This window comes from Sporolactobacillus putidus (assembly GCF_014647035.1).
Classification (GTDB): Bacteria; Bacillota; Bacilli; order Bacillales; family Sporolactobacillaceae; genus Sporolactobacillus; species Sporolactobacillus putidus.
In genome coordinates this window covers 51005-70392 of sequence record NZ_BMOK01000005.1, presented here as the reverse complement: position 1 = coordinate 70392, position 19388 = coordinate 51005, and the positions used below count along the sequence as shown (strand labels likewise).

17 protein-coding genes are annotated in these 19388 nt (G+C 45.4%); 10 read left to right on the top strand and 7 right to left on the bottom strand.

Annotated elements, in window-relative coordinates:
- The first annotated feature begins 56 nt into the window (after nt 1-56).
- A complete protein-coding gene (locus IEX81_RS07285) occupies nt 57-1421 on the top strand; it encodes an SGNH/GDSL hydrolase family protein (protein ID WP_188802424.1) in 1365 nt (454 codons plus the stop codon).
- A gap of 99 nt (nt 1422-1520) precedes the next feature.
- Here IEX81_RS07285 and IEX81_RS07280 read toward each other — a convergent pair whose 3' ends face one another.
- The 3 genes from IEX81_RS07280 to IEX81_RS07270 all read right to left on the bottom strand — a co-directional run bounded on the left by IEX81_RS07280 (nt 1521) and on the right by IEX81_RS07270 (nt 7625).
- A complete protein-coding gene (locus IEX81_RS07280; RefSeq protein ID WP_188802423.1) occupies nt 1521-3437 on the bottom strand; it encodes a heavy metal translocating P-type ATPase in 1917 nt (638 codons plus the stop codon).
- Between the two features lie 585 nt (nt 3438-4022).
- The gene (locus IEX81_RS07275) at nt 4023-6200 is read right to left on the bottom strand and encodes a glycosyltransferase-like membrane protein (RefSeq protein WP_188802422.1); all 2178 of its coding nucleotides are present in this window, start codon (nt 6198-6200) and stop codon (nt 4023-4025) included.
- A gap of 435 nt (nt 6201-6635) precedes the next feature.
- The gene (locus IEX81_RS07270; protein ID WP_188802421.1) at nt 6636-7625 is read right to left on the bottom strand and encodes an asparaginase; all 990 of its coding nucleotides are present in this window, start codon (nt 7623-7625) and stop codon (nt 6636-6638) included.
- Between the two features lie 122 nt (nt 7626-7747).
- On the opposite strand from IEX81_RS07270, the gene IEX81_RS07265 reads away from it, so the two are divergent.
- The 5 genes from IEX81_RS07265 to IEX81_RS07245 all read left to right on the top strand — a co-directional run bounded on the left by IEX81_RS07265 (nt 7748) and on the right by IEX81_RS07245 (nt 10966).
- Nucleotides 7748-8071, top strand: a complete 324-nt coding sequence (locus tag IEX81_RS07265) for a helix-turn-helix domain-containing protein (RefSeq protein WP_188802420.1) — start codon at nt 7748-7750, stop codon at nt 8069-8071.
- A 56-nt stretch (nt 8072-8127) separates the two neighbouring features.
- Nucleotides 8128-8706: a hypothetical protein gene (locus IEX81_RS07260; protein WP_188802419.1), complete on the top strand. Its 579-nt coding sequence runs from the start codon at nt 8128-8130 to the stop codon at nt 8704-8706.
- Between the two features lie 307 nt (nt 8707-9013).
- Nucleotides 9014-9580 (top strand): bifunctional transcriptional activator/DNA repair enzyme AdaA, encoded by a 567-nt coding sequence (locus IEX81_RS07255; protein WP_188802418.1) that lies wholly within the window; start codon nt 9014-9016, stop codon nt 9578-9580.
- The gene (locus IEX81_RS07250) at nt 9577-10491 is read left to right on the top strand and encodes a DNA-3-methyladenine glycosylase family protein (RefSeq protein ID WP_188802417.1); all 915 of its coding nucleotides are present in this window, start codon (nt 9577-9579) and stop codon (nt 10489-10491) included. Before IEX81_RS07255 ends, IEX81_RS07250 begins: the two co-directional genes overlap by 4 nt.
- Nucleotides 10475-10966, top strand: coding sequence for a methylated-DNA--[protein]-cysteine S-methyltransferase (locus IEX81_RS07245; RefSeq protein ID WP_188802416.1), 492 nt, complete (start codon nt 10475-10477; stop codon nt 10964-10966). The genes IEX81_RS07250 and IEX81_RS07245 overlap by 17 nt, the downstream gene beginning before the upstream one ends.
- A 326-nt stretch (nt 10967-11292) precedes the next feature.
- Here IEX81_RS07245 and IEX81_RS07240 read toward each other — a convergent pair whose 3' ends face one another.
- On the bottom strand, nt 11293-12759 hold the full coding sequence (locus IEX81_RS07240) for a DHA2 family efflux MFS transporter permease subunit (RefSeq protein ID WP_188802415.1): 1467 nt from the start codon (nt 12757-12759) through the stop codon (nt 11293-11295).
- A 184-nt stretch (nt 12760-12943) separates the two neighbouring features.
- On the opposite strand from IEX81_RS07240, the gene IEX81_RS07235 reads away from it, so the two are divergent.
- Nucleotides 12944-13546: a TetR/AcrR family transcriptional regulator gene (locus IEX81_RS07235; RefSeq protein ID WP_188802414.1), complete on the top strand. Its 603-nt coding sequence runs from the start codon at nt 12944-12946 to the stop codon at nt 13544-13546.
- A gap of 345 nt (nt 13547-13891) precedes the next feature.
- On the opposite strand, the gene IEX81_RS07230 is transcribed toward IEX81_RS07235, so the two are convergent.
- Both IEX81_RS07230 and IEX81_RS07225 read right to left on the bottom strand, forming a co-directional pair.
- Nucleotides 13892-14767: a class I SAM-dependent methyltransferase gene (locus tag IEX81_RS07230; RefSeq protein WP_188802413.1), complete on the bottom strand. Its 876-nt coding sequence runs from the start codon at nt 14765-14767 to the stop codon at nt 13892-13894.
- 270 nt (nt 14768-15037) lie between these two features.
- A complete protein-coding gene (locus IEX81_RS07225; protein WP_188802610.1) occupies nt 15038-15619 on the bottom strand; it encodes a helix-turn-helix domain-containing protein in 582 nt (193 codons plus the stop codon).
- A 163-nt stretch (nt 15620-15782) separates the two neighbouring features.
- Here IEX81_RS07225 and IEX81_RS07220 point away from each other — a divergent pair, with 163 nt between their 5' ends.
- Nucleotides 15783-16421 carry an alanine--tRNA ligase-related protein gene (locus IEX81_RS07220; protein WP_188802412.1) on the top strand — a complete coding sequence of 213 codons (639 nt, stop codon included), beginning with the start codon at nt 15783-15785 and terminating at the stop codon, nt 16419-16421.
- A 107-nt stretch (nt 16422-16528) separates the two neighbouring features.
- Nucleotides 16529-17008, top strand: coding sequence for a YbaK/EbsC family protein (locus tag IEX81_RS07215; protein ID WP_188802411.1), 480 nt, complete (start codon nt 16529-16531; stop codon nt 17006-17008).
- Between the two features lie 144 nt (nt 17009-17152).
- Here IEX81_RS07215 and pdxR read toward each other — a convergent pair whose 3' ends face one another.
- Nucleotides 17153-18550 (bottom strand): MocR-like pyridoxine biosynthesis transcription factor PdxR, encoded by a 1398-nt coding sequence (pdxR, locus tag IEX81_RS07210; RefSeq protein ID WP_188802410.1) that lies wholly within the window; start codon nt 18548-18550, stop codon nt 17153-17155.
- Nucleotides 18551-18660: 110 nt separating this feature from the next.
- On the opposite strand from pdxR, the gene IEX81_RS07205 reads away from it, so the two are divergent.
- The gene (locus IEX81_RS07205; RefSeq protein WP_188802409.1) at nt 18661-19362 is read left to right on the top strand and encodes an aspartate/glutamate racemase family protein; all 702 of its coding nucleotides are present in this window, start codon (nt 18661-18663) and stop codon (nt 19360-19362) included.
- The last annotated feature ends 26 nt before the right edge of the window (nt 19363-19388 follow it).

The window sequence follows — 19388 nt, the reverse complement described above, 5'->3', positions numbered from 1 at the left end:
ATGATTACAGCAAAACAAAGAGATTAGTGAGCTTAATGAGACGGGGGAAAACCATTTTGTCTTTCAAAAAAATTTTTTTTATGTTTCTGGGCGCTAGCCTTGTGTTTGTAACTGTTCATTTACTTTTTACCGGCAAGGCCAGAGCGAGCGATTTGCAGATCTTTGCGGACAAGAGAACCGTTAATGTGTATCGCAGCCCGCAATTGCAGAATGGCGGCAAGGTGCTTAAAAGTATAGCCGGGGGTCAGACGCTTAAAGTGCTTCCGATTAATGACGTTTGGGACAGAACGGCGACAAAAATCAACGGTCAGTACGGTTATGTTGACAGCAGCGACGTTCTGAAAGATGATACCGGTGTTTCGCAAAAAGTCTATAGTATCGGCAAAGCTACAAATATTTACAAAACCCCTTACCCTTATGAAGGAAAAAATTCTTTATACGAAACGATCAAAGGTACTGAACCATTCATTGTCCGGAAAATGGATAAAAACTGGTATAAAACATTTGTCCGTATCAACGGAAAAGAATATACAGGATATGTATCTCGAAGCGGCTTCGATTTTGCCGTCCCGTTGAAAAATCATCAGTACCGGGCACTAAAGACGAACTCCGATGTGTATGCCGATACTTCCGACATTAACAAAACGATTATTAAAATGCTGAATCAAAACGATGTCATTTACGGGCAGAGTTTTACCGAAAACTGGGACAGAGTAACTGTAAACGGACGAACGGGCTTCATCAATAACCGTGATTTTGAACAAGACGATTCATTTGAAGGAAACTCTCTTGTTGCCTTTGGCGACAGCATGACAAGGGGGGCTGAAGCAGACACGGATCGTGGAACGACAAAATATTCATGGACAACTTATCTGCCGCATGAAATCGGCGCATCCAAAGTTTACAATTATGGGGTCAGCGGTTCCGCTGTAGCCGTGAGAAGCAATCGAAAAGACTCTTTTCAGGAGCGGGAAAGCTGGATAAACAGTAATAGCAAGCATCCTGATACCATTTTGGTTCTGGTCAGTATCAATGATTTTCGCCACAATGTTCCGCTTGGCAGTTTTAACATAAGGAGCCGGACCACATTTTACGGCGGACTAAGGAACTTTACCGAATATCTTCTGCGAAATGACCCTAAGTCCAAAATTATTTATATGACACCGCTGATTGAAAATCGTCCGCCAGTATCAACCTACCAGCATAATATTTTCGGCCTCAATCAGACCGACTATGCCAGGGCTATCAAAAAGGTCACCTCTTATTATGGTATCGAGTGCATCGATATGCAGACCTGGACAGGCCTTAATCCTTTCAATCCTGCAATAAAGAAGGCATATTATGTTGATGGACTCCATATGAACAAGGCGGGATACAGGATCATGTCGGCTGAGATTTCCAGACGCTTACTGAACGGCTGACCGCATTAAAATCACAGACAAAAAAATATCCAAAAAAGCACCAAACAGCGGGTTAATAAACAGCCCCGTTATTTGGTGCTTTCCATCTATTGTTCTGAATTATCCCCTGAGCATACGAAGCCCGTTGAGAATAACGAGAATCGTACTGCCTTCATGGCCCACAACACCGAGAGGCATAGAGATAAACTGCAGGAGATTCGCGCACATCAGCAATCCGATCATCGAAAGAGCAAAGACAATGTTTACTTTAATAATCCGGTTCATTCTTTTGGATAGCCGGACTGAATCGGCAATTCTTTGCAGATCGTTCTTCATCAGGACGATGTCGGCGGTTTCCAGCGCCGCATCGTTTCCGCCGCCCATGGCAATCCCCACGGACGCCTGGGCAAGTGCCGGAGTATCGTTGATGCCGTCGCCGACCATGCCAACGGAACCGTATTTTTCGCTCAGTTTTTTGATCTCATTGACTTTGTTTTCCGGAAGGCAGTTGGCGATAAAGGAGCTGACGCCGGTCTCCTTCTGTATCGCTTCGGCCGTCTTTTCGTTATCCCCCGTCAGCATAATCGTCTGAATTCCGTAGTGATGCAGGGTTTTAATGGCTTCGACGGACGATTCCCTGACTTGGTCTTTCAGGGCAAAAGCACCGATAACCCCGCCTTCGGATTCCACGTAGACCATGGTGTGGCCTTCAGGCAGCTCGTTTTTGTGCTTGTCGATAAAGGTTTGCACGGCCGCGGGATCAAGCATATCCGCTTTCCCGATCGCATAAGTACGGCCATCGACCTCTCCTGTCACCCCGAACCCTGGTTTCACTTTGACGTGCTCGGCTTCCGGCAATGTCCGCCCCGTTTTTTGGGTGTAGGCAACAATGGCCTTCCCGAGCGGATGTGAAGCGTTATTTTCTATAGCGGCGACGGCAGCTGTAAATGCAGCATCATCAAAGCCGCTGGCATTCAGTACATGCGTTACTTCCGGCTTGCCCTTTGTCAGCGTTCCGGTTTTGTCAAAAGCGAGAGCTTTGACACTGGCCAGTTGTTCCAAGTGCACGCCGCCTTTAATCAGAATACCTTTACGCGCGCCGTTGGCCACGGCGGACAGAACGGCCGGCATGGTTGAAGCAACAAGCGCGCAGGGCGAAGCCACAACGAGCATGACCATGGCACGGTAGATCGTGTCGCTCCACGACCAGCCGAAAACAAAATGCGGCAGGAAGAGCATCAATAACGTAATCCCGATGACTACCTTAACATAAATTCTTTCAAACCGTTCAATGAAGAGCTGGGAAGGGGCTTTTTCACTTTGCGCCGTCTGGACCAGATCAACGATTTTGCTGAAAAGAGAATCTTCACTTCTTTTGGTGACACTGACAAGCAGATTGCCGTCAATATTGACCGTTCCGGCCATGACCGCGTCTTTTACTTTTTTCAGCGTCGGTATCGACTCACCCGTCATGGACGACTCGTCAACCGTCGTTTCCCCTTTAATAATCGTTCCGTCCGCCGGGACTCTTTCGCCCGGTTTGATGCGGATCGTGTCGCCGGGATTCAGCTGGCTGACCGAAACCGCCTGTTCCTGATTATTAATGACAAGTCTTGCCGTTTCCGGCTGCAGATCCATCAGCGACGAAATAGCGGAAGTACTTTTGGCCATTGAATATGTTTCAAGAGCGCCGCTAAGAGCGAAAATGAAAATCAGAACGGCGCCTTCCATCCAGTGGTTAATGCCGGCAGCGCCGATCGCCGCAATGCCCATAAGCAGTTCGACATTCAGCTGTTTGCTTTTAATCGTGTCCAAAATACCCGCTTTGATTTGATAATATCCGCCGATGATGTAGGCAAGCAGATAAATGTACCAAAAGTTAAGACCGGTCAGCTGCCCAAGGATGTAACCGAGTAAAGTTAAAAAACCTCCTATCAGCGCCGCGATCAATTCACCGTGTTTTGTCAAAAACCGTCGCATTCTTTCCGGAAATGGGGAACGGCCGGTCCCGATTTTCAAATCAGTTTCCTGAAGCATATGGATCATTCCTTTCGTAGTAATCGATAAATATTATCATTTAATAAATTATCTACCTGCACCAATCATTCTGTTCAGAAAAAAAGTAAGGGTTCTTTCTTGTTTATAATTATTATTAATTTATACTATCATTCTAACATGTATTATGGCTATTTCAAGTGTTATGTTATCATTTATTTTTTATAATTGATAATGATAATTACACTCATTGAGCGTTTAAAAATGATTTATAGGTGGGTTTTTTCATAAACGAACGAAACAAAAAGTCATCCTTTCTTTAAAAAACAGTTTATTATCAATATTAATATTCTAATGATATTTATTATAAACAACAATTGTCACGTTCCTCGCACGCCTTGAAATTCCGGCAATCGGACGGCGTCTGTACCAAATCCGTCCGTCTGCAAACTTAATAGCCCCAGAGCGGCATAATATGCTGTTCTGAGGCGGCTCCTGTCTTGTAAAATTGAACCGGATCTAACCGCAGATGTTTTCGTCGAACAAAAGACACCCCTTTGTTTAACGTCCGCATTGTTTCTATGCGGCAGCTTATTAACCGAGCGTGAGTGTCCTTTCACGCCCCTTTCAAAGGTCCGACGCGCCTTTAATGTTGATTTTCCCGCTCCTGCCCTTCAGAAAAACATAGGCATAGAACAGCAGCATCAGGACGGGTATTGAAAAGAGCAGGCAGTAGGCTTCCATACTAAGGTATGGTCTTTCCTGAATACTGTACACCTGAAATTTCAAATCCGCATTTTTTATCTGTGCACCGGTCTCCATGAATTGACCGTCCGGATAAATATCCCCCCGGTCATAGCCATTTCCGTACAGCCAGAACCCAAGCTTCCCTCCTTGCGCGCCGCTGATCTGCCTGACAGTGATCTGGTACTGTGATCCGGTTCCCGGCGCGTCCTCTTTCAATGAAAAAGTCAGATCCTGCCCGGGCCCGACCTGCGCACTCGTGAAATTTTTTGAGAATATATTTTTGTGGCTGCTCAGGTTCGCGATTGAAAAATTATAAACGCCTTGTCCTTTTTTGCTGTAAACGCTGAGCGATACATGGGTAAACGGACTGCTTGCACGGAAGGTCTGCCGGATGGCATGATGCGCGTCGACAAAAGCACTTTGTATTCCGTCGGTTTTTTTCTGGTCAACGATGTACTGATTTTGCACCGTCAGATCGCGCGCGTATTTCTGAACGTTCATCCAAGCACAGGCGATGACACAGACCATAAGGAAGGAAGAAAGAATCCATACAGGCATTTTCCCTTTCATGACTTTGCGGAACCGCCCTGCTTTAAGGCCGTGAATGGCGTGCCAGAACTCGTTAAAACCGAAAACGGCTCCGAGGATCATGAACGGAGTAAAGAGCAGACTGTACCGCGGCTCGGCTTCCCACAGAAAGACATAAAAAACAAAGTTCCCAAGGAGACAGATCTGAATCAGGATATTCAGGCTGACTTTATTCGTTCTAAAATAATTAAGAGCAGAAAAAGCCAGGAGAAAAAGATTAACGACATGAAAAATCTGAACGATATACAGCACCAGCTGATTCTGACGGCCGAACACGTATTCATAAGCCATCGTCGGATGAGCCGAAACATCCGTATAAATGTCGAACCCTCGCGAGCCAATGCTCCATGTTTCCGCTGTTTTGATCACCCAGAGGTCAACGAGGCCGGGAACCCCCTTGTCTATGATTCTTGACTTGATCTGCTGCACGTCCACCTGTATTTTGCCCTGCTGCGTATGCTGGTTCCGGGTCAGCATGTAGTCGGCGCCGTTGTATTCACCGTAGCGGGACAGCCCGAGCATGATCCAATGTGTTGTCGGCATTGAAAGGGAGGGATCTGAGGTATAGCCGAGATGCTGATCATAGGCGTGAACGAAAAAGCCTGCGGCGACCATCATGGCACCAATCACAATCAGATTAAGGAGCACCTTTTTCAGTCTGAGTACAAAAAGCATATAAATCGCCAGGGCGGGCAGAAAAAGGATCAGGTTCGGCCGGATCTCATAACCGATTCCGAGAAGCAATCCTGCGAGGAAAAGATACCTGATTTTCATTGACCGATGGTACAGATACCAAAGATACAGGAACATAGCGGGAAACATCAGCGTCACGGTATCCGTATAAAAATAAGTGATATAAAAGAAGAGAGGAAAGCTGGTCAGCGTCATCAGCAGAAAAAGATTGCCCATTTTCGCATCAAACAGGCGATTAACGAGCTTCCAGGAAAAATAAATTCCAACATTCAGTACAACGGCACAGGCCGTCTTGTCAATAAGCATGTAGTTTGAAAAATGCACCATCGAAAAAAGACGGTAGAGCCAGTACCTGAGCACGGTGATCGGAATGTTGTTCGGATACACTTTGTAATAAAAGTCGCCGGATGCATGTCCGTGCGCAAGCAGGTAAAGCGCTTCACCGTACGTGTGTCCGCCGTCGAGAGTCGGCGGAAGGATCGAGAAGCCGGCAATGATCACCCATTCAAACAAAATCATAGCTACGGCCAGACAGCCGGCCGCGACATTCAACCCGAAGCGGGTTAATCGGGAGAAAAAACGGTAAGCCGCCATAAAAAACAGAAGGACAATAACGGAGAAGAGCAGCACCGAGAGCGACGTACTGAAAATATGCCGGTCGCTTTTGCTTAACAGCGAATACGGGATACTGAGCAGCAGCGCAACCGAAAAGCAGACCGCGAAGGCAATAGTAATTAGCGAGAGCATTCCTTGTTTTACTCGTAAAATTACGTTCACACCCTAACTCCATCATACATAACGAACTCGTGCGGATGCTGCGCATATCAGGCCATCCCGATCCATCTGATCTGCCATGTTTCGCAACGTCCTTTAATATAGTATTTCGAAAGGGAGTATTAAAAACAGTGAGTAAAGTAAATAATCCGAATTTCATGCTGCCGGAGAATCGTCAGTAAAGAGCGGAGAATCAATAGTAAATGGTTGAAAATCAACAGTAAATTGCAGAAAATCATCAGTAACGTTCAAAGAATCAACAGTAAACCGCCTGGAATCAATAAGCGTGAATAGTCAGAACTTAGCCCATGCTTTTTTATCGGCACTGCCTGCTCAATTTGGCTGAGCAGGATGGTGATCATTAAGTCGGTTGATTCGTCTTCAAAAATTCACGATGCATTTTGTCAACTTAGATAGATGAAAGACTGATAATTATAATTAAATATAGTCCAAATCATGGGCGAGCGGTGTCTGAATCATTTTCTTAACGGTCTTTAAATCCGACGCCTGAGATAGGATCCACATCAGTTTTGTGACAATGGCTTCCGTATTCATATCACCTGCCGTAATGCCTCCTGCATCAGCAACTCTTTTTCCCACTTCATACAGCTGAATATCCTGTCCTTCTTGAAGGCACTGAGTAGTGATGATCACAGGAATACCCTTCTGAACCAGTTCCTTTACTCCGGAAATCAGACTTCTCTTTTCAAAAGGCAGTCCGCCGTTGCCGAAGCTTTCAATGATCAGCCCTCTTGTATGATCTTTTAAGAAATCAAAAAACACAGGAGATAGCCCCGGAAATACTCTCAGTAAAAATACATCAGGACAAATGCCCATGTGTGCCTTAAAAACGGCTTTCTCGGGTTCAGGGCGAAAGTTGATCCGGACCGTCTGACCATCAATGAAAGCGATGTAAGGATAGTTGATGCTTTCAAACGCATCATAACTCTTCGTTCGTATCTTCACTGCCCGTGTTCCTTGAATGGCTTTCCCGTCAAAAACAACAAAAACACCGGGAAGATCGGCTTTTTGTGCAAACGTCAGTGCATCCCTGATATTCTTCTTCGCATCCGTCCTTTTGAAACTTACCGGTATCTGAGACCCAGTGATAACAACTGTTTTCTTAATGCCTTGGAGCAGGTATGAAAGGGCCGAAGCCGTAAAAGCCATTGTATCTGTACCATGTGTGATGATGAAACGATCATATTGATTTTGATTTTCATGAATGACCTTAGCCATAGTCAGCCAGTCTTCAGGCTGCATATTGGTACTGTCCTTATTCATCAGAACTTTGAAATCAACGGATACCTCCTGACCGTGAGTAAAATAGTGAGCCAGCTGATCAATCGTCAGTCCGGGTGCCAACCCGTCTTTATGAAAGGTCGAAACGATCGTTCCGCCCGTAGCGATCACCAAAATTTTTTCCAACTTTTTATCCCCTATATGTGTATTTACAATCAAATTATAGCTATAATTTGATTATTATCAACACAAAAATTCACTTTACGTGTACAATACTGTAAAGTATTTTTTGGAAGGGGTTATGTTTTTTGCTCGATAAACTGATTGAACTTCGAAAAAGCCGTAATTTAACGATTCAAAACATGGCTGATGCTCTCGGAATCGCGAAAAGCACGTATGCCAGCTATGAAACAGGCTATCGCCAGCCCCCGATTGATGTCCTGATCAAAATTGCGGATTTTTTCACCGTTTCTCTTGATACGCTGGTTAACCGGCGTTACACAGCGAACATCCATCTTGACGAAGTAAACTGCGGAGATTACAAGTTATATATTGATGGCATTGAGTTAAAGAATGATGAAATAAAGGAAATCATTGCGTATGTGAAAGTCAGAAGGAGTCTGCCTTTGTGACGCGTTATTGAGAAACCGATTATCCCGTTAGGTCAAGATAACCGCAGTTCGTTCGTTTGAATACGCAGCAGACCGAAGAAAAACATCGAGCGTTTCCGGAATTTATCGCCAATCCGCAAATCATATCGCCCTTCAGAAGATTATATCGCCGCTCACAGAATTATATCGCCCTTCAGAAAAATATATCGCCGCTCACAGAATTATATCGCCCTTCAAAAGAATTTATCGCCGCTCGCAGAATTATATCGCCCTTCAGAAAAATATATCGCCGCTCACAGAATTATATCGCCCTTCAGAAGAATTTATCGCCGCTCACAGAATTATATCGCCCTTCAGAAAAATATATCGCCGCTCACGGAATTATATCGCCCTTCAGAAGAATTTATCGCCGCTCACAGAATTATATCGCCCTTCAGAAAAATATATCGCCGCTCACAGAATTATATCGCCCTTCAGAAGAATTTATCGCCGCTCACAGAATTATATCGCCCTTCAGAAAAATATATCGCCGCTCACAGAATTATATCGCCCTTCAAAAGAATATATCGCCGCTCGCAGAATTATATCGCCCTTCAGAAGAGTTGAAGTTGAATAATAAACAGATACGACGTTTGCTCCCTGTTCTGTCAGACTGAAAGCGCAAGAATGAGGATGAAACACAGCATATATCCTGATAAAATAGTAGAAAAGAAATATGAAGTTCTGGTATCAACGCAATGCCGCAGGAAAGCCGAAACCAGAAAAATTTCTTTTAATGGCGAATCAACATGGTGAATGATTTTTTGCCCAGGCCAAGAAAAGTATAATAAGGATCTTCGACTAAAGGCGTTCACATCCTGTGGAAGCAAGCCTATTTGCTTGATAACAATTTGCAGCTGCCGGATCGGAGGACTATCAAAAATATCGGTATTCAGCCGTCGGATCAGGGAGGACAGGCATACAATGGAAGATTTTGTTAATCTTACCTTTGATGAAATGTGGGAGAAATTCGCAGCATGTGACCGAGCCTATGACGGTTTGTTCTTCACTGCCGTCAAAACGACAAAAATCTATTGCCGTCCTTCCTGCCGGTCGAGAAAACCGAAAAAAATGAATGTCACATTTTATCAGGACATTCTTGAAGTCGAAAAAGCCGGCTTTCGTCCGTGCAAAAGATGCCGGCCGGAAGCCGATCATTCGCCTGACATCGGACTGATCAGAGCGGCCATTGCTTTTTTGATGAATCATTACAGACAGCAATTGGTCCTTCGGGATATTGCGAGCTATGTTGGGATCAGTTCCTATTATCTTGAGCGCCTATTTAAAAAAGAAATGGCCGAAACGCCAAGGAATTACCTGGAGAAAATCAGAGTGGATAAGGCTGCTCACTTTCTGAGGACCACTGAGCGGAAAAATCTTGAAATTTGCTATGAAGTGGGATTCCAGAGCCCTTCTAATTTTTATCGGGTGTTCCGCCGTTTGAAAAACTGTTCGCCCGCTGAATATCGCAGAAGGAGCCTGAGTTCATGAACCGGATCGATCACGAATCATCTATTGAGCTTCGTTTGCCTGAACCCTTCAGTTTTACAGAGTGCCTGGTTTACCTTGGCAGATCCGACCAGGAAATGCTTCATCGAATAAAAGAGGGTTATTTATATAAACTGGTAAAAATTGATGAATCATTAATCTTGTTTCAGTTAGGCTTCAAACAAAATTCAATCTATGTTGAATTCCCGATCAGTCCCCCGCCGCCGGATACCCGTGAAAAAGTTGCCGCCTATGTATGGGAATGGTTTGATCTGGAACAGGACTTGAATCCGTTTTATGCCATGGCGGGCAAGGATAAAGTACTCAGGCCGCTTATCCGCAGATATTGCGGATTAAGAGTGATGGGCATTCCGGATTTATTTGAGGCTCTCACGTGGGCGATTATTGGACAGCAAATCAATTTGACCTTTGCCTACACGCTTAAAGAACGCTTGATTGAACAATTTGGGGAATCCCTGACTTTCGAGGGAGACACCTTTTGGCTGTTTCCGTCATACGAAAAAATCGCATCTCTGGATGTCGAGGATTTAAAAAAGCTTCAGTTTTCTGCACGGAAAGCTGAGTATGTGATCGGCGTCGCCCGGGTGATGACCAATGGAGAATTGACAAAAGAAGCTTTGCTTCAAAAGGATTATGATCAGATACAGGCTTCCTTAATGGCTATTCGCGGAGTCGGCGCATGGACGGCGGATTATGTTTTGATGCGATGTCTACACCATTCCGCCGCCTTCCCTATTGCCGATATCGGTCTTCATCATGCCTTAAAGCTTCAATTAGGGCTTGAACGCAAGCCGACAATAGAAGAAATTAAAGACATCGCCAGATCATGGAACGGCTGGCAGGCCTACGCAACTTTTTATTTATGGAGGTCTCTTTATGAATCAACGATATAAGCTGGATTACGAATCACCCATCGGCGTCATGGAACTGATCAGCACAGAAGATGCCGTCTGCTCCATTACGTTTTCGGAACGAACGAAACCGCTGAACCTCAGAAAAAAGGACACGCCTGCAGTTTTAACAGATTGTTATAAGGAGCTCGACGAATATTTTAAAGGTACGCGGCGTAAATTTTCCGTCCCTTTCCTATTCGAAGGCACCGATTTTCAAAAAAAAGTCTGGACGGCTTTAACAAAAATACCTTACGCCGAAACATGTTCTTACAAAGATATAGCTGCTTCTATCGGTAATGAAAAAGCCGTCAGAGCCGTTGGCATGACAAACGGCAAAAATAAAATCAGCATTATTGTGCCCTGCCATCGCGTTATCGGCGCAAATGGCAAATTAACCGGGTACGCGGGCGGTTTGTGGCGCAAAGAATGGCTCCTCGAGCATGAACGGTCGGGAATTCATTTATTTGATGAGTGAACTATGCCACTATTAAATGGCGGACTTCTAGGAACATCTCATACTTGTTCCAAAGCTTTTTGTGCAATAAAACGGCCTGCCCTGCCATTCCTATATCAGGCGGGTCACAAAATAATTTTTTGGTATAAATACTCCTCACAATCAGCTTGCACGTGTTACAGCCAATCTCCGCCAAAGATTTTCAAATTTAATACCAGTGTGTAAACACACTGGTATTAAACGCTGCCTCTATCCTAAATGAATTTTTCTCTATGAAAAACCTCAGTATGCCTGTATCTCTTTTCTTTGCAGATTATAGCGCCTTTTATCTCATTGCATTTAATCGTTTAACGCCCGGCCATAGCCGGCACTTCCGATTTCTCTGTTCTGTCCTTTTCTTTTTTCGGCCGCTTAAGAAGAAGGCTTAAGATCAGGCCTATAATAGCAATCCCCATTAATACAAAAAACGTATCTCCGAAAGAAGAAGATAAAGCCTGAAGCGGCTGAGTGCCTTCTTTCATATGTTCTTTCAAGCGATCGGTCAGCAGAGTCGACAATCCGGCCACTGCGAATGACATCATAACCTGCTGAGCCGCGTTGGTCAGTGAGGTGACCCGGCTGACAATATTTTGCGGCGCGGCCTGAATGATATGTGTATTTAACGGCATCATGGACAGGCCCATTCCCGCGCCAAGAAGTGCCAGCGGAAGAATCAGTTTCGACTCCCCGTCCGCCGCCGAAATGCCTGATAAAAGGAAAGCCGAAAGCGTGACAAACACTAAGCCGGTGAGCACGACAGGCCTTGCACCCAGGCGATCGAACAAACGACCGCCAATAGGCAGGAAAATCCCTGCCGCGATTGCCTGCGGAAGGACTGCCAGTCCCGAATCAAACGCACTGAAGCCCTTGCCCTGCTGAAGAAATAACGGCACAAGGAACATCGTACCAAACAACGCGATTTGTGTAATCCACTGAACAATAATGCCCCGGGTAAAATCACCTGAACGGAATACGCGTAATTCCAGAAGAGGCTGCCTGCGGCGAAGTTCTACAATCACAAAAAGGATCAACGCCGCTCCTCCGACAGTTAAACCGGTAATGGTTTCCGTAGATGTCCAGCTTGTTCCTCCTTCGCTGACACCATAAGCAATCGAAGCGAAAGCGACGGGGGCAAGCAGCATACCCGGAAAATCCAGAGCGGGAACGGTCTGGCGGGCGATATTAGGCAATGTGCGAATGCCCGCAAAAACAGCGAGAACACCAATCGGCAAATTAATGAGAAAAATCCAGTGCCAGCTGGCATAATCGATTAACCAGCCGGATAGCACCGGGCCAAGTGCCGGTGCGAGCAGCATCGGGATACCGATCATGCCCATGACAGCTCCTACTTTATCCGGAGGACTGAGCCGGTAGATAAAGGCCATCGCGATAGGTGCGACCATTCCTCCGCCAAGCCCCTGAATGATCCTGAAAATAATCAGCTGCTCCACTCCCGAAGAAGTCGCACACAGGCCGGATCCAATAGTGAACATCATCACGGAAAAGAGAAAAACCCGTTTCGCGCCAAAGCGATCCGAAAGCCAGCCTGCCAGAGGAATGACGGCGGCCTGTGCAAGTGCGTACCCTGTGACTGCCCATTGAACCACAGAGATCTTGCTGTGAAAATCTTTGACCAGTCCGGGAAGCGCGACATTCATTGCCGTTCCATCCAAAATAACCATGAACATGCCGACAATAATAGCAAGAAGCGGTGCAATAATTTGCTTAACAGATGCTGCCCGGTCTGTTTGTACATCCGTCGTCTTTAATGGCATGCTGACCCTCCGTTTACTTTTGTTTTCATACTTTGCCCCTTTCTGTTGACCCGGTTTAATCAAAGCTTTACAATAAGAATATAATTTGTCGGACAATTGTCCGATTACCTAGAAATATTATCGGACAATTGTCCGCTTGTCAAATGTTTCGTATCATCGATCTATGGAAGGAGAATGAACCTGTATGTCCGACCGGATGCAGCGAAAGGATGCCAATGAGATCAGTGCTTCGATTTTACAGACAACGGAATCATTATTTTCGAAATACGGTGTTGAAAATGTCAGCATGCATCAGATTGCGAAAACGGCAAATGTCGGGCAGGGGACCATGTATCGCCGCTATACCAATAAAGGGGATCTTTGTCTGGACTTAATGCAGGATTATTTCCATGCCTTTAAAGATGAGACAATTAAGTATTTACAGGTTTCAAAATCCAAATCCGTAAAAGAGAGGTTACAGACTGTCTTCAAAAAACAGCTCTATTTTCTGGAAAAGCATTCCCACTTAATTGAAGCGATTCACTCCTCTACAATGTGTGAAAATACAAAAAAGCCGTTTTATGAAGCCTCTCCCTATGTTTTCATCCAAACAATCGTCCGTTCATTGCTTGAGGAAGCGATAAATACGGAAGAAGCGCGGCCGCTGGATGCGGACTTTACCGCCCATATGCTCATCGCTTCAATGAATCCGAAAATATATCTATTTCTCCGTCAAAAAAAAGGATATACAGCAGGAGAAATCATAGAGAAGTTTAACCGGACTTCACTGGAGCCTCTGTTTAATTGAGGAAATGCCAATTTCCCATCGGGTCATAATCAGAGTATATTCAGTGGGACTTTCCGTTTGCTTAATCGCGTTAAGTCGGCCATAGAAGTTTCTCCTCGCTCCAAAAACCATACGTGGCCATAAAGTCACTTGTTTCTCTTTCAAGTTAATTCGCCGCTCTTCTTTTGTACATCAATGACAGGAATACAAACGAACGCTGTTCACTTTGCAGCCTGACTCTTTTGTTGAATAAAAAATAGGAATGGGGGTGATCCGAACAATGCCGATTCCCCCCATTCCTGGATGAATTTGTTATCACACAAGCATTTTGCCTGTGGTGCCAGCTGCACGAAGAAGCCTCTGCTCTTACTCTGCTTCTGCCTTTATTGACTGATTTAACCGCTCAATACTGTCTCCCGGCTTATAGTTGAAAGATACCCGCATGGTTTGTCCGGCCGCAAGCTGCAGCGGCTGCTCAAGCGGCAGTACAATATGCTGTGAGTGCCAATCGACCGTCTTTCCCGTTGACAGATTCATGACTAATACACTCTTCGTAATAAAACGTAAAGCATTAACGCCGGAATCCTGCTGCGGCTGAAAAAGCAGAACGGATTCAATATTCTCCACGTGCGCATGGTCATAGTCGACTATTTTGTACACGACAGGATCGCAGCAAGGGGAACAGTCATCCGTCCTGGCATAGGCCGACTGAAATAACGGCACGGGAGCATGGAATCCATGAAAATCGTAGTTTTGCCATACAGGCTGTACAGCTAACAGCGTGGCACACGGCAGAAACTGAGGGATTTTTCCAAACCGGGCAGCATGTGCGTCACGAAAATCAGCGATAACCTGAACTTGTTTTTCACGCAGCAGCGCACTATGGAGCATTTCACATATCACCAAATCCACCGGTTCTTCAGGCAGCCAGGAAGACGCATCCCCCTCAATAACTGTGACCCGGTCCGACACACCGTTGTTCTTCAGAAACTTTCGGCTGGCCGAAACCAGCGCCGGATTATATTCTACCGACCAGACTTTTGCGCCCTGCCTGGCAGCAAGAAATGATAATACGCCCGTGCCGCTGCCAAGCTCTACAACCTTGTTCTGAGGTGTGACAGTCTGTTCAATGGCATTCTTGAACGCATTCATACGGAATTCATCGGAAAGCATTTGAAAATGATAATGTAATGGGATAAACTGACCCAGCTCATTTATTTCTTCAATTTTTTTTTGCACCATTAACTAATATGTACCTCCGCTCTGTTGTGTAAAAGATCAATCAGACCATTCCAATTTCCCATATAACAAGTCGCATCTTTACTGTTTTCGTACTCTATCATAAAAATGTGAGGCTAAAGAAGAATAATTTTCCTGTCAGTACATTTGAAACGCGCGGAATGACGACTGATGAACGGTACTCTGTCATCTGCCTGCATAACGATGGGCATAATCGCAAAAAAAAAAATTCGGATTTCGGTCTGGCTTTTATTGTATTCCCTTTTTAGGCGACTAGGCATTTAAATCCGGATAAAACATAATCAATACAGCTGTGGCCTTGCCGTCAAGACTGCGGTACTGGTGCGGTTTATCTCCATCAAAGCAGACGGACCCGCCTTCTTTTAATTGCAGGAGATTGTCTGTATTGCCGACTTCAGCAAATCCCGTCAGGAGTATTAGGTTTTCCCGTACCCCCGGAGCATGAGGATCTGATTTCTGCAAGGTTTCATTGATCGTAATCCGATAGACTTCTCTCGTTCCGGTATCCTCATCCCATCGCGCAAGCAGACGGGCATCCACACTGCTGCCGTGAGCCGGCGAGGAAGAAATACCGGATAAAAAATCCATATTATCAATGAGCACGGAGCTTAAAGGAACATGGAAGGCTGTTGTTATCGCGAACAGCGTATCAAGCGTTGGGTTGCGCAGCCCCCGTTCGATTTCTGACAGCGTTCCCTTGCCCAGTCCGGTCAGATCAGATAATACAGCCAATGACATATTACGCGCTTTACGAATCTTTTTAATCCGCCTTCCGACAACAGAAGAAAGTGTCTGAGCAGGATTGTCAGTAGTTTTGGTTGGGCCTTGTCTCATTCGTTTCATAGTGATACTATTATAGCATAAGTTCTGTATATAGAACATTTGGACTCGAGCGGCTATATACGGATCTTTTTTTAAAAGTTAAAGGTTCTGTATATAGAACAGCCATTTCGGCCTGTGGTAAAAAAGCTTTTCTCCAAAGAAACGAGGGTTTGATATGGTCAAAAAAGTTTTTTGGGATGATCCCTACCTTACCGAATTAGAAACAAAAGTCCATTCTGTTAATGGTGACAAGGTCACTCTTGATCAGACAATCGCTTACGCTTTTAATGGAGGCCAGGAATCCGATTCTGGAACGATTGGGGATTATGCCATATGGAGTGCTCAAAAAGACGGCAAAGAAATTATCTACGAAATCGATAAAAATCATCAATTAAAGCCGGGAGATTCGGTGACCGTTCACGTCGACTGGGAGAAAAGATACCGGTTGATGCGGCTGCATTTTGCGGCGGAACTCGTGCTTGAATACGTCTATCAGATCTACAATCACCCGGAAAAAATCGGTGCCCATATTTCAGAGGACAAAGCCCGCGTCGATTTCAACTGGGAAGGGAATATTTCCGAAATTTTTCCGGTCCTTGAAAATAAAATAGAGTCCATGATTGCGGCCGACCGCAGGATTATCAGTGCGTTCAGCGATGAGGAGAATCAGCGGCGTTACTGGGAAATCGAAGGATTCGCACGGGTTCCCTGCGGCGGCACTCATATCCGATCTACCGGAGAAATCGGCAGTATTAAGCTGAAACGCCGGAATCTGGGGAAAGACAAAGAACGAATAGAAATCCATCTGAAATGATCGCCGACTGATCAGCAGGAAATGGATTCATTCTAACCCCCCAATGTCGTATTGTTAATCCTTTTTAACAAATATCAACAAAATATATATCAGGAAGTGTTTCGAAGATGTCTGTAGAAACTGTTAAAGATTATCTGGCTCAATTTGGCCGGGACAAAGATGTTGTTGAATTCGAAGGATTGACCGCGAGTGTTCAGCAAGCCGCTGAACAATTAAACGTTAGTCCCGAACAGATCGCCAAGACGCTTGCTTTCAGCGGCGACAATAAAGAAGGCGCTATACTTCTGGTTGCGGCGGGAGATGCAAAGATCGACAACAAGCTTTTCAAACAGCAATTTGGCTTTAAAGCCCGAATGCTCTCACCGGAGGATACATTAGCGTTAATTGGACATGCCATCGGCGGAGTTTGTCCATTTGCTTTGAAATATGGCTGGCCGGTATACATGGACGCATCATTGAAACGATTCAAGACGGTTTTCCCCGCTTGCGGAAGCAGCCATTCAGCGATCGAATTAACCTTGGATGATTTGTTTCAACTCGGAAATGGGAAAGCATGGGTGGATGTCTGCAAGGGATGGCAAAAATAATGCAGGAATAAATACAGACCCTCTTACAAATGCGATTCTTGCTCAGCAACAAGAAATCAGACTAAAGATGCTCTTTCTGCCTTGAATGCGATTGATATGAGAGAATATCAACCGCTTTTCTTTTTTCTATCATGCTAAATGGAGTTATTTTCTCCCGTCTAAAAACACCTTTAACTTTTCTACTCCTTCTACGATCTGTTCCGGTGTCAGGCCGCCATAGCCCATGACGATTTGCTGCTCGTGCAGGCCTTTCTTGATGGCATACTGTACCACAGGATAAATGCGCACGCCCTTTTCCTTCAGCTTTTTCACCATATCATTCGTGAATACAGCGCCGGGAATATCGACGACCAGATGCATGCCTGCCGCTTTTCCGATAATTTTAGCCTCTTTAAAGGACGATAAGATACTGGACACGAGCACTTCCCGTCTTTTCCGGTAAATTTTTTTCATTTTACGGACATGGTGATCCAGATGGCCTTCCTCGATAAACCGGGAAAGCACCAACTGATCAATTGAGGAGGCGTGGCGATCGTGGAACCATTTTAAGTGACGGAACTTCTCGATCAGATGTTCAGGAAGCACCGTATAGCCCATTCTGAGAGCAGGAGACAGAATTTTGCTGAACGTGCCGACGTAGATCACCCGCTCCGGATCCAGCCCCTGAATCGAAGGTACCGGCGCACCTTCATACGTAAATTCACTGTCGTAGTCATCTTCTACAATGTAGTTGTTCATTTTTCTGGCATATTCGATCAGCCGCACTCTTCTTTGGATCGACAGAATGCCTCCCATCGGGAACTGGTGGGAGAGAATAACGAATACAAAGCCCGGTTTTTTCTCTTCAGGAAGACAGTCCGGCAATATGCCGTCTTCATCAACAGGTACAGGAACAAGATCGGCTCCGGCGTTAATAAAAATATTGCGCATTTCATCGGTGACGGGATCTTCGACGGCGATGCCCGTACCCTCCCTGATCAACAGCTCTGTGATCAGCCGCAAAGCCTGAGTAGCGCCTTGCGTAATCATAATCTGTTCCGGATGACAATGGACGCCTCTGACCCTTTGAAGATAACCGGCCAGTGTCACTCTGAGTTCTTTAATACCGCCGGGCTCTCCATAACCAAAGATCCGGTCCGGCGCCTCGCCGCACACTTCCTTGGTCAGCCCGCCCCATTTTTTTCTTGGAAACTGGTCGATGGCCGGATTTCCCCCGCGAAAGTCAAGAATCTGGAGCTCATCGTCTGTTCGCAACATCCTTTGATCATGATCTGTTGTTTTGACGTACACCGGCAAAGCAGATCCCTTGGCGACAAATGTTCCTGATTTGGGCCTGACCTCCAGATAGCCCTCCGCAATCAGCCGATCATAGGCTTCCAATACCACATTGCGGGATACGCCAACCGTGGAAGCGAGCCCCCTGGACGAAGCCAGACGCTCCCCTTCTTTTAACTCCCGATTCAGAATATCTCTGCGAATCTTCTCATAGATTTGCTGCGTTAATGGTCGCGAACTTTTACGATTAAGATTTATGAATAGCATTTTAACCACCCAATCAACGAACTGGTACTATAAAAGTTTTTGATTATTGGACCTGTTATAGACCAGTATACCATGCTACGATTTAGAAAAAATCACGAGGAGGCATTTAAATGAAAACGATTGGGCTGATCGGGGGATTAAGCTGGGAGTCGACGGCGGAGTACTACCGCTACATAAATATGAGTGTACAAAAAGAAATGGGCGGTCTGCATTCCGCAAAATGCTTCATGTACTCATTTGATTTTGACGAGATCGCCGCTCTCCAACGGGCAGGAGAATGGGGAAAAGCAACCGATCTCATGGTTCAGGCGGCCGTCAAACTGGAGATAGCCGGAGCGGATGCCCTCGTCATTTGTACAAACACCATGCATAAAATGGCGCCGGAGGTACAGGACGCCGTTTCCATCCCGCTGATTCATATTGCCGACGCGGCTGCAAAAGCGATTCAGAAACAAGGATTGACGAAGGTCGGCCTGCTCGGTACCCAATTTACCATGGAACAGGATTTTTATAAAAACCGGTTGATGGAATATGGCATTTCAACGATTATTCCCGATGAAGAGGATCGCCTTGTTATTCACAATATTATTTTCCAGGAATTGTGCCAGGGTATTTATTCACCGTCTTCCAAAGAAAAATACTTACAAATCATTGAGAAACTCGTATCCCAAGGTGCGGAAGGCATCGTTCTCGGCTGCACAGAAATTCCGCTGCTTATCAAACAGCAGGATTGCTCGCTTCCAGTCTTTGATACGACCTCTATTCATGCGACAGAGGCCGCTTCGTTCGCATTGGAAAAGGTCATTAGTTAATTGCAGCTTCATCCTCCTTGAAAGGA

Excerpts from the sequence above, each read along its gene's own strand:
- IEX81_RS07280 (WP_188802423.1), bottom strand. The coding sequence starts at position 3,437 with ATGCTTCAGGAAACTGATTTGAAAATCGGGACCGGCCGTTCCCCATTT.
- IEX81_RS07255 (WP_188802418.1), top strand. The coding sequence starts at position 9,014 with ATGGAAGATTTTGTTAATCTTACCTTTGATGAAATGTGGGAGAAATTC.
- IEX81_RS07250 (WP_188802417.1), top strand. The coding sequence starts at position 9,577 with ATGAACCGGATCGATCACGAATCATCTATTGAGCTTCGTTTGCCTGAA.
- IEX81_RS07245 (WP_188802416.1), top strand. The coding sequence starts at position 10,475 with ATGAATCAACGATATAAGCTGGATTACGAATCACCCATCGGCGTCATG.
- IEX81_RS07240 (WP_188802415.1), bottom strand. The coding sequence starts at position 12,759 with ATGCCATTAAAGACGACGGATGTACAAACAGACCGGGCAGCATCTGTT.
- IEX81_RS07235 (WP_188802414.1), top strand. The coding sequence starts at position 12,944 with ATGTCCGACCGGATGCAGCGAAAGGATGCCAATGAGATCAGTGCTTCG.
- IEX81_RS07230 (WP_188802413.1), bottom strand. The coding sequence starts at position 14,767 with ATGGTGCAAAAAAAAATTGAAGAAATAAATGAGCTGGGTCAGTTTATC.
- IEX81_RS07225 (WP_188802610.1), bottom strand. The coding sequence starts at position 15,619 with ATGAGACAAGGCCCAACCAAAACTACTGACAATCCTGCTCAGACACTT.
- IEX81_RS07220 (WP_188802412.1), top strand. The coding sequence starts at position 15,783 with ATGGTCAAAAAAGTTTTTTGGGATGATCCCTACCTTACCGAATTAGAA.
- IEX81_RS07215 (WP_188802411.1), top strand. The coding sequence starts at position 16,529 with ATGTCTGTAGAAACTGTTAAAGATTATCTGGCTCAATTTGGCCGGGAC.
- pdxR (WP_188802410.1), bottom strand. The coding sequence starts at position 18,550 with ATGCTATTCATAAATCTTAATCGTAAAAGTTCGCGACCATTAACGCAG.
- IEX81_RS07205 (WP_188802409.1), top strand. The coding sequence starts at position 18,661 with ATGAAAACGATTGGGCTGATCGGGGGATTAAGCTGGGAGTCGACGGCG.